Below are 8,150 nucleotides of genomic sequence, written 5' to 3'. Positions count from 1 at the left end.
GAAGGCTGTTTATCTATTCCTGAAGACCGAGGTGATGTGTATCGAAATTACACTATCAAAATCACTTATTTTGACCTAAAAGGAAATTTTAAAGAAGAATTAGTGGAAGGTTTTACGGCCGTTATTTTTCAACATGAAGAAGATCATTTAAACGGAATTTTGTTTACCGATAGAATTACTGAACAAGCGGGTTGGAATGTTCAATCCATTAATAATGATGTGAATTTGTTTTTGAAGAAGAAGCTAAAACGCAATTAATTTTCAAACTTAAAAAAGAAAAATACTACGGCAGCCCATTCTTTTTTGACTCCTTTGGCATAGCCAATAGTAGAATAATTGTTGTTCTGAACCGTTCCATCGTCTTTAATGTATCCTAAAGTAGAATAGTTGTTATTTTGAACCGTTCCGTTTTCTTTTACATAACCAACAGTTGAATAATTATTGTTTTGAATAGTTCCGTCGTTTTTAATGTAACCAATGGTGGAATAATTACTGTTCTGAATCGTTCCGTTTTCTTTGATGTAGCCAACCGTTCTGTAATTTCTGTCCTGAATGGTGCCGTCGTTTTTAATGTATCCGGTTGTACCGTAATTGTTATTTTGAATGGTTTGAGCATTACAAAATCCAAAATAAATTAAGAAAAATAGAATAGATAATTTCATCAATTTTAATTTTTTTCGATTATTTCTTTGAGTGAAACTTTATAAATTCTACTCAATCCATTTTGGTATTTTTGAATTTCCGATTCAAATTCTTTTATGTTTTGAAAGGATTTTGTAGTTGGAAGACTTCTTTTACTGGTAAAATATACTATTTGAGTTGAAGCATCATAAAACGGACAATAATCCATACTTTCTGAATTGAATTCTTTTAAATTGAATGATTTTTTCCAATTCCCATAAGCATCTTTAAAGCTTATATACAAATCTCCGCTTCCCAAACCGTCCGGCGAGCCATAAATGGTATAGATTAAAAAGGTTTCATCAGGTGAAATATACGCATTGAATTCGTAGCCTTTACTATTGATTGTTTCCTCTAAACGAATCGGATTTTCATAATTTTTTCCATTCCAAACACTCATAAAAATATCATCTTTTCCTATTGATTTATCAGAATCAGAGGTGTAATAAAGGTTCTTATTGTTTGCAACAGTGGGATAAAATTCATCGGCAGTTGTGTTTATCGGATTTCCAATATTGATAGGAGCAGACCATTCACTTTTAATGTTTTTTCTTTCCACATACCAAATATCAAAATCTTTTGCTTCGCCATTTTCTGTTAAAGGTCGATTGGAAGCAAAATACATTCGCAGTCCATCTGTTGATAAAAAAGGTTCTAAATCTTTATATTTTCCGGTGAACGAAACCAATTTCGGTTTGCTCCATTTGTCTTTTCCTTTTTTCATAAATGCAATGGCTGATAATTTTTCATTCGGACTCACTATTGAAAAGTAAGCTTCGTTTTGATTGGAAGAAATCGTAAAATCTCTTACGTGATGGTAGTTTGAAAGAAATTCGAAAGCCGGTTCAACCGAATTATTATTTTGTGATGAAGCAATTGAAGAAATGAAAATAATCGAAAGTAAATAGTTTGTCATCTTTGGAAAATTTTAAAGCACTATTCAAATGTACTTTATATGTAGAATAAAAAATCTACATTTTAAAATATTTTAACAATGTGAGCCAATTGGTTTTAGTGATAGAAATAATCAAAAAAACGTATATTTGTCCAAACTATTTTTTGGAATGACTACAACGGAAGAAACCACACAATTGGAATTGTATTTTCAACAATTTCGTGAAAATATCATCGGAATCAATCAGGAATTTGTTTCGCCTTTCGGTAAACAAAAAATGGTTTATACTGATTGGACCGCCAGTGGAAGATTATACCGTCCGATTGAAGAAAAATTGATGAATGAGTTTGGTCCGTATGTGGCGAACACACATACCGAAACTACGATTTCAGGTACAGCGATGACGATGGCTTATCATCAAGCAAGAAACATCATCAAAAAGCATGTGAACGCCAATGAAAATGATGTGTTGATTACCGATGGAACAGGAATGACCGGAGTTGTGAATAAATTCCAACGTATTTTGGGTTTACGAATTGCTGAAAATTTAAAAGAGTTTACCGCAATTCCAAAAGCAATTAAACCCATTGTTTTTATTTCACACATGGAGCATCATTCCAATCAAACGTCATGGTTGGAAACGATTGCTGATGTTGAAGTGATTCCCGCAGATGAAGAAGGTCTTTTTTGCCTAAATGAATTTAAAAAATTAGTAGAAAAATATAGTGATAGAAGCTTCAAAATAGCCTCCATTACTTCATGCTCCAATGTAACAGGAATTAGAACGCCGTATCATGAAGTAGCCAAAATCATGCACCAAAACAATGGTGTTTGTTTTGTAGATTTTGCTTGTTCCGGCCCGTATGTTGAAATTGATATGCATCCCGATAAAGAAAGCTATTTAGATGCTATATTCTTCTCACCACACAAATTTTTGGGCGGACCCGGTACCTCCGGAGTACTGATTTTTAATAAAAATTTATATAAAAATAATGTACCTGATTGTCCGGGTGGCGGAACTGTTTCATGGACTAATCCATGGGGTGGACACAAATACATCGACAATATTGAAGATAGAGAAGATGGTGGCACTCCTGGTTTTTTACAAGTAATTAAAACAGCTTTGGCTATTCAGTTAAAGGAAAAAATGGGTGTAAAAAATATTTTGGAAAGAGAACACGAATTGGTTGAATATGTTTTTGAACAATTAGAACCCTTAGAAAATTTAACCATTTTAGCCAACCAACACAAAAATCGATTAGGTGTCATTTCGTTCTATATAAAAGATTTGCATTTTAATTTAGGTGTTAAAATTCTAAATGATAAATTCGGTATTCAAACCCGCGGCGGTTGTAGTTGTGCCGGAACATATGGCCATTATTTACTTCATGTGGATGAAGAAACTTCGAATGATTTAATTTGTCAAATTACTTCGGGCGATTTAATCAAAAAACCGGGATGGATTAGAATGTCTATTCATCCGACTACAAATTCTGAAGAAATTAAATTCGTGTGTGAAAGTATCAAACAATTAGCAGAAAACCATACAACTTGGGCTAATGATTATGTATACGATGGAAAATCAAACAACTTTCGTCATAGAAACGATTTGGTTTTAGAAAAAGAAATGGTGAAAGGTTGGTTTTTGTAGTTTATTTTACATACTTAAACCGCTTGTGCGTCCACAAATAATATTCAGGAGCTTCTAAAATAAGGGCTTCCAACTTTTTCATAAATAGGTCGGTAATTTCATAATCCGGAACACTACTAGGATTTTCAGAAAGAATTTCTAATTCGGCTTCGTAATACCCACGTTTTACTTTACGGATTCGCATAAATAATAAATTCATATCAAATCGTTTTGAAAGCATTTCCGCTCCCGTTTGAAGCGGCGTTGAGACACCAAAAAAATTGCCCCAATGAAACGCTTTGGATACTTTTGGTGATTGGTCGCTGGCAAAACCATAGATGCCTAAATGTCCATTTTTAAAGTTTTCCTCGATGGTTGGAATTGTCTCTTTGGTTGTAATTAAAGTTGCACCAAATTTGGATCGGATGTCACGTACTAATTTGTCAAAATAACTATTAGCAATTTTCTTGTAAATGGCAAAACCCTGAAAACTAAAACTTTTGTTCATTGAAATCGACCATTCATAACTGGCATAATGTCCGGTCATAATAGCGATGCTTTTTCCTTTGGCTTCCACTTCTTTTAAGACTTCTATGTTTTTGGTAACAAAACGTTTATTCATTTCTTTATCTGAAATGGTTAGTGTTTTAATCATTTCTAAAAACAAATCACACAAATGATGATAGGATTTTTTTTCAATCTCCAACCGTTCTTTTTCGGTAAGATGTGGTAATGCGATCAATAAATTTTTTCGTACCGTTTTTTTTCGATAGCCCACTACATGATACATTATGACGAAAAAAAAGTCTGAAAGTAAATACAATAATCGAAAAGGTAACATGGAAATCATCCAAAGAAGGGGATAAATCAGAATAAAAGCGATGAATTGCATGCCGAAAATTTTTGCAAATATACAGTAATTTCCAGTTTTATAAATCAAGCTTTAACAATTGGTAAAGAAACAATTGTTATTTTTACAGTTCTAAAAATGGAATATGAGTATCGCTTTGATTGTTATTATTGCCGCCAATGCCTTAATTAGTTTTAAAGCATTTGAAGACCAGTTTTTTTTCCGAAAGTATGAATTTCATATTGGTAGCATTCGTGCAGGAGAACATCTTCGAATGATTACATCTGCTTTTTTACATGTGGATATTGCTCATTTGGCTTTTAATATGTTGACCTTGTTTTTTTTTGCACCTGTTGTCATTAATTTTTTGGGAACACCTTCTTTTTTAATGGTTTATTTGGGGAGTTTACTTTGTGGAAATTTGTTGACCTTACAGTTTCATAAAGATGAATACCATTACAGAGCGGTCGGAGCTTCGGGTGCAGTAACCGGGATTTTGTATTCAGCTATTTTACTTAATCCGGACATGAATTTATTTTTATTTTTTATCCCGATACCTATTCCGGCCTATATTTTTGGAATTGGTTATTTGCTTTATTCTATTTATGGAATGAAATCCAGAAATGATAACATTGGCCACACGGCACATTTTGGGGGAGCGATTGGCGGCTATTTGATTACGCTTTTCAAGGAACTGCAAATGTTAACAGAGAATACATTAATGGTCATTCTATTGGCAATTCCAATTATTATTCTTTTTGTCTTGGCTAAAATGGGAAAAATTTAAATAGAATCACTTTTGGCATACAAATTGAAATAAACCATTGCAATAAATTAAATCAAAATGAAAAAATCAATTATTATTTTATTCACGTTATTAGCTACGTCAATGAATGCACAGGAAAATAAACTCGTACCACAAATTTCTGTTTCCGGTGAAGGAAAAGTAAAAGTTGCTCCCGATCAAGTTGTCATCAATTTAGGTGTTCAAAACACAGGAAAAGATGCGGCGGAAGTTAAAAAAATGAACGATGAAACAGTAGATAAAGTGGTGAAATACATTAAAAAATTTGGAATTCCAACTTCCGATTTTCAAACTACGAATGTGAGTTTATATAAATCATATGATTATGAAAAAAAGAAACATAATTTTCAAGCTTCGCAATCCATCACAATTACTTTAAAAGACATCAAAAAATATGATGAATTGATGATGGGATTGGTTGATACGGGAATTAATAACATCAATGGCGTTGAATTCAAATCTTCCAAAATAGAAGAGCACAAAGTAACCGCCAGAAAACAAGCTATTTTAGATGCTAAGAAAAAAGCCGAAGATTTTGTTTCTGTTTTAAATCAAAAAGTAGGGAAAGCGATTTTGATTACTGATAATTCTCAACCCATGTATCAGCCGCCAATGTATAGAAATGTGATGATGAAAGCAGAAGCAATGGATGCTATTCCTGAAACACTTGCCATTGGTGAAATTGAAATTATTACCAATGTGAATGTTAGTTTTCTTTTAGAATAATTAGTAAGAAATTAAATTTAAAAACCACGATATCAATTGAATTCGTGGTTTTTTTGTGTAAAGTTATTCCGAAATCTGCTTTTTTAAATGGTCGCTATCCCACGCATGGTCGGAAGCCGAAAAATTGATGTATAAATCATTTTTAAGCAATTGCTCCTGCATTTCAATCTCGTCTTTCACGGTGGCTAAATATGCCATTTTATCGTGACGTTTGGCCGCTAGTTTCCGAATAGCCGCTTCATCATATTTAATAAACCGCTGCCCTTGACGTGTGGCGGAATATTTTCGATGCCCCATTTGTGTCAATGCATCAACACCTAAATGAACAGCAGTATAAAGGGTTTCACGGTATATTTTTTCAACACCATGATCAATTAATTCATACGCATCCACTCTGTTTCGTGCTCTAGTTAAAATGTTCAGATGTGGAAAATGTTTCCGTAAAATTTCAACCACACTTAAATTAACTTCAGGATTGTCGATTGCAGCAATAAAAATTTTGGCATCTTCGGCACCGGCGGCTTTGAGTAATTCCAAACGCGTGGCATCACCATAATACACTTTAAAACCCATTTTTCGGAGTAAATCTACCCGATCTGAATCGTGATCCAAAATGGTTGCATTTACTCCGTTGGCACGCAATAAACGGCCAATTGTACTTCCGAAATGACCAAAACCGGCAATAATAACTTCGTTGTGTTCATCAATTTCATCGTGTTTTCTTTTTTCTTTTTCTTTCACTCCGAAATAGGGATCAATCCATTTTTCATTAATTAAAAGTAAAAAGGGTGTGGATAACATACTCAAGGCAATAATGGCCATCATTTGATTGGCTAAAATGTTTGGTAAAATATTCAATTGCATGGAGAAACTCAGAATCACAAATCCAAATTCACCGGCCTGGCTTAATCCAAAAGAGAATAGTAAATTTTGGTCGCTACTTTTTTTGTATACTTTCCCAATACCAAATAGCACCAAAAATTTAATAGCAGTTAGAATAGCTCCAAATACTAATATAAAAATAGGATTTTCAATGATTAATTTAAAGTTAATGGAAGCTCCCACACCAATAAAAAACAAACCCAAAAGTAATCCTTTGAAAGGAGCTATATCGCCTTCTAATTCATGTCTAAATTCTGAATTCGCCAATACCACACCGGCTAAAAAAGCACCAAGAGCAGGACTTAAGCCAACCAATTGCATCAAATAAGAAACGGCTACCACTAATAAAAGGGCGGAGGCAGTGAACAATTCCTGCAGTCGCGTTTTGGCTACCATTCTGAGAACTGGAATAATAATTAATCGACCACTAAAATACACGGCAACGATGGTAAAAATAACGATCAGGGTTTGTATCCAAGCATCAAAATCTGAAATCAATGAAGTGTGAATATTCTCTGTCTCCACACTACTTCCGGAAACCATTAACGGAATGATAGCCAAAATTGGAATCACTGCAATATCTTGAAAAAGTAAAACGGCAAACGAGGATCTTCCCATCGAGGTTTGCGAAAGTCCTTTTTCTTTTAAGGTTTGCAAAACAATGGCTGTGGAGGAAAGTGAAAGTGCCAATGCAATTACCACAGTCGTTTGCCACGACCAATCTAAAAACAATTGACAAAGTATAAAAATAGCCAGTGCACTTCCGATTAATTGCATGGAGCCCATTCCTAGAATGAACTTTCGCATCTTCCAAAATTTGTAGGGGTCCAGTTCTAATCCGATGAGGAAGAGCATCATAACCACTCCAAACTCGGCAAAGTGCATGATGTCTTGTCCTTCCGCACCAATAAAACCTAAAACAAACGGACCAATAAAAATTCCGGCAAACAGATAGCCTAAGATAGAACTTAGTCCTAATTTCTTTGCAATCGGAACACAAACAATGGCCGACGTTAAATAGATGATGGCTTGAATAATAAATCCGTTATCCATTTGATTTTAGTTTAGTAAACCATTCATTAATGTAGAAATGTTTATCGATTTCCAGTGTGCTAATTTCGTTTTTGGTCAGGAAAAGTAATAATTCAGCATAGGTTTTAGCATGATTAAAGGCTTCTTCTTCGTTCATTTTATGCGTACCGTGCACTACAAATGGAGGCAAATAATTCATTTTGCAAACTTTTGCGGTTTGATTAAAAGGCTCTAATAATTCAGGAATGGTAAAACGGTCTTTTCCGGTTGCACAATAATTTTCTTTAGCTCCTCCGGTGGTGATCATTTGAAAAATCGATTTTCCTTTTAACGCATTTCCTTTTTTTCCATAAGCCCAATCGTATTCTAAAACCATATCAATCCATTGTTTTAGCAGTGGCGGACAGCTATACCAATACATCGGATGATGCCAAATGATAATATCGTGCTTTTCAAGCAAAGCTTGTTCTCTTTTTACATCGATGTCAAATTCAGGATATTCTTCATACAAATCATGAAAGGTAATGTGGTTTGAAATGGGAATATGACGAACGAGCTCCTGATTGACAAATGATTTTTCAAACAGGGGATGAGCAAATAGAATTAAAATTTTGTTTTGTGCCATGCCTTAAAACTACAGTTTTTTTTT

9 protein-coding genes are annotated in these 8,150 nt (G+C 33.9%); 4 read left to right on the top strand and 5 right to left on the bottom strand.

The genetic code is table 11. The features are described 5' to 3' along the window. Positions 1 to 258 (top strand): peptide deformylase (locus tag ACIQ0M_RS12045; RefSeq protein ID WP_396152555.1); only part of this gene is annotated, 258 nt, incomplete at its 5' end. Here the strand turns inward: ACIQ0M_RS12045 and ACIQ0M_RS12040 are convergent. Further along, a complete protein-coding gene (locus tag ACIQ0M_RS12040) occupies positions 255 to 662 on the bottom strand; it encodes a 5-fold beta-flower protein (protein WP_396152553.1) in 408 nt (135 codons plus the stop codon). The genes ACIQ0M_RS12045 and ACIQ0M_RS12040 overlap by 4 nt on opposite strands. A 5-nt stretch (positions 663 to 667) precedes the next feature. After that, the gene (locus tag ACIQ0M_RS12035) at positions 668 to 1,597 is read right to left on the bottom strand and encodes a hypothetical protein (protein ID WP_396152551.1); all 930 of its coding nucleotides are present in this window, start codon (positions 1,595 to 1,597) and stop codon (positions 668 to 670) included. 148 nt (positions 1,598 to 1,745) lie between these two features. On the opposite strand from ACIQ0M_RS12035, the gene ACIQ0M_RS12030 reads away from it, so the two are divergent. Beyond that, on the top strand, positions 1,746 to 3,227 hold the full coding sequence (locus tag ACIQ0M_RS12030) for an aminotransferase class V-fold PLP-dependent enzyme (protein WP_396152559.1): 1,482 nt from the start codon (positions 1,746 to 1,748) through the stop codon (positions 3,225 to 3,227). Position 3,228: 1 nt separating this feature from the next. On the opposite strand, the gene ACIQ0M_RS12025 is transcribed toward ACIQ0M_RS12030, so the two are convergent. Then, a complete protein-coding gene (locus ACIQ0M_RS12025) occupies positions 3,229 to 4,098 on the bottom strand; it encodes a lysophospholipid acyltransferase family protein (protein WP_396152549.1) in 870 nt (289 codons plus the stop codon). A gap of 103 nt (positions 4,099 to 4,201) precedes the next feature. Here ACIQ0M_RS12025 and ACIQ0M_RS12020 point away from each other — a divergent pair, with 103 nt between their 5' ends. Together ACIQ0M_RS12020 and ACIQ0M_RS12015 are read left to right on the top strand one after the other, a co-directional pair. Further along, positions 4,202 to 4,843, top strand: a complete 642-nt coding sequence (locus ACIQ0M_RS12020) for a rhomboid family intramembrane serine protease (protein WP_396152547.1) — start codon at positions 4,202 to 4,204, stop codon at positions 4,841 to 4,843. A 57-nt stretch (positions 4,844 to 4,900) separates the two neighbouring features. Then, positions 4,901 to 5,587, top strand: coding sequence for an SIMPL domain-containing protein (locus ACIQ0M_RS12015; protein WP_396152545.1), 687 nt, complete (start codon positions 4,901 to 4,903; stop codon positions 5,585 to 5,587). 63 nt (positions 5,588 to 5,650) lie between these two features. Here the strand turns inward: ACIQ0M_RS12015 and ACIQ0M_RS12010 are convergent, their stop codons facing one another. Together ACIQ0M_RS12010 and ACIQ0M_RS12005 are read right to left on the bottom strand one after the other, a co-directional pair. Further along, a complete protein-coding gene (locus ACIQ0M_RS12010; RefSeq protein ID WP_396152543.1) occupies positions 5,651 to 7,522 on the bottom strand; it encodes a monovalent cation:proton antiporter-2 (CPA2) family protein in 1,872 nt (623 codons plus the stop codon). Continuing rightward, entirely contained in the window at positions 7,515 to 8,126 is a 612-nt protein-coding gene (locus ACIQ0M_RS12005) for an NAD(P)H-dependent oxidoreductase (RefSeq protein WP_396152541.1), read from the bottom strand. Before ACIQ0M_RS12005 ends, ACIQ0M_RS12010 begins: the two co-directional genes overlap by 8 nt. Between the last annotated feature and the right edge of the window lie 24 nt (positions 8,127 to 8,150).

The organism is Flavobacterium sp., assembly GCF_044339515.1.
Classification (GTDB): domain Bacteria; phylum Bacteroidota; class Bacteroidia; order Flavobacteriales; family Flavobacteriaceae; genus Flavobacterium.
The sequence above is the reverse complement of the archived record's forward strand: the minus strand, read 5'-3'. Positions and strand labels throughout refer to the sequence as shown.

Excerpts from the sequence above, each read along its gene's own strand:
- ACIQ0M_RS12040 (WP_396152553.1), bottom strand. The coding sequence starts at position 662 with ATGAAATTATCTATTCTATTTTTCTTAATTTATTTTGGATTTTGTAAT.
- ACIQ0M_RS12035 (WP_396152551.1), bottom strand. The coding sequence starts at position 1,597 with ATGACAAACTATTTACTTTCGATTATTTTCATTTCTTCAATTGCTTCA.
- ACIQ0M_RS12030 (WP_396152559.1), top strand. The coding sequence starts at position 1,746 with ATGACTACAACGGAAGAAACCACACAATTGGAATTGTATTTTCAACAA.
- ACIQ0M_RS12025 (WP_396152549.1), bottom strand. The coding sequence starts at position 4,098 with ATGCAATTCATCGCTTTTATTCTGATTTATCCCCTTCTTTGGATGATT.
- ACIQ0M_RS12020 (WP_396152547.1), top strand. The coding sequence starts at position 4,202 with ATGAGTATCGCTTTGATTGTTATTATTGCCGCCAATGCCTTAATTAGT.
- ACIQ0M_RS12015 (WP_396152545.1), top strand. The coding sequence starts at position 4,901 with ATGAAAAAATCAATTATTATTTTATTCACGTTATTAGCTACGTCAATG.
- ACIQ0M_RS12010 (WP_396152543.1), bottom strand. The coding sequence starts at position 7,522 with ATGGATAACGGATTTATTATTCAAGCCATCATCTATTTAACGTCGGCC.
- ACIQ0M_RS12005 (WP_396152541.1), bottom strand. The coding sequence starts at position 8,126 with ATGGCACAAAACAAAATTTTAATTCTATTTGCTCATCCCCTGTTTGAA.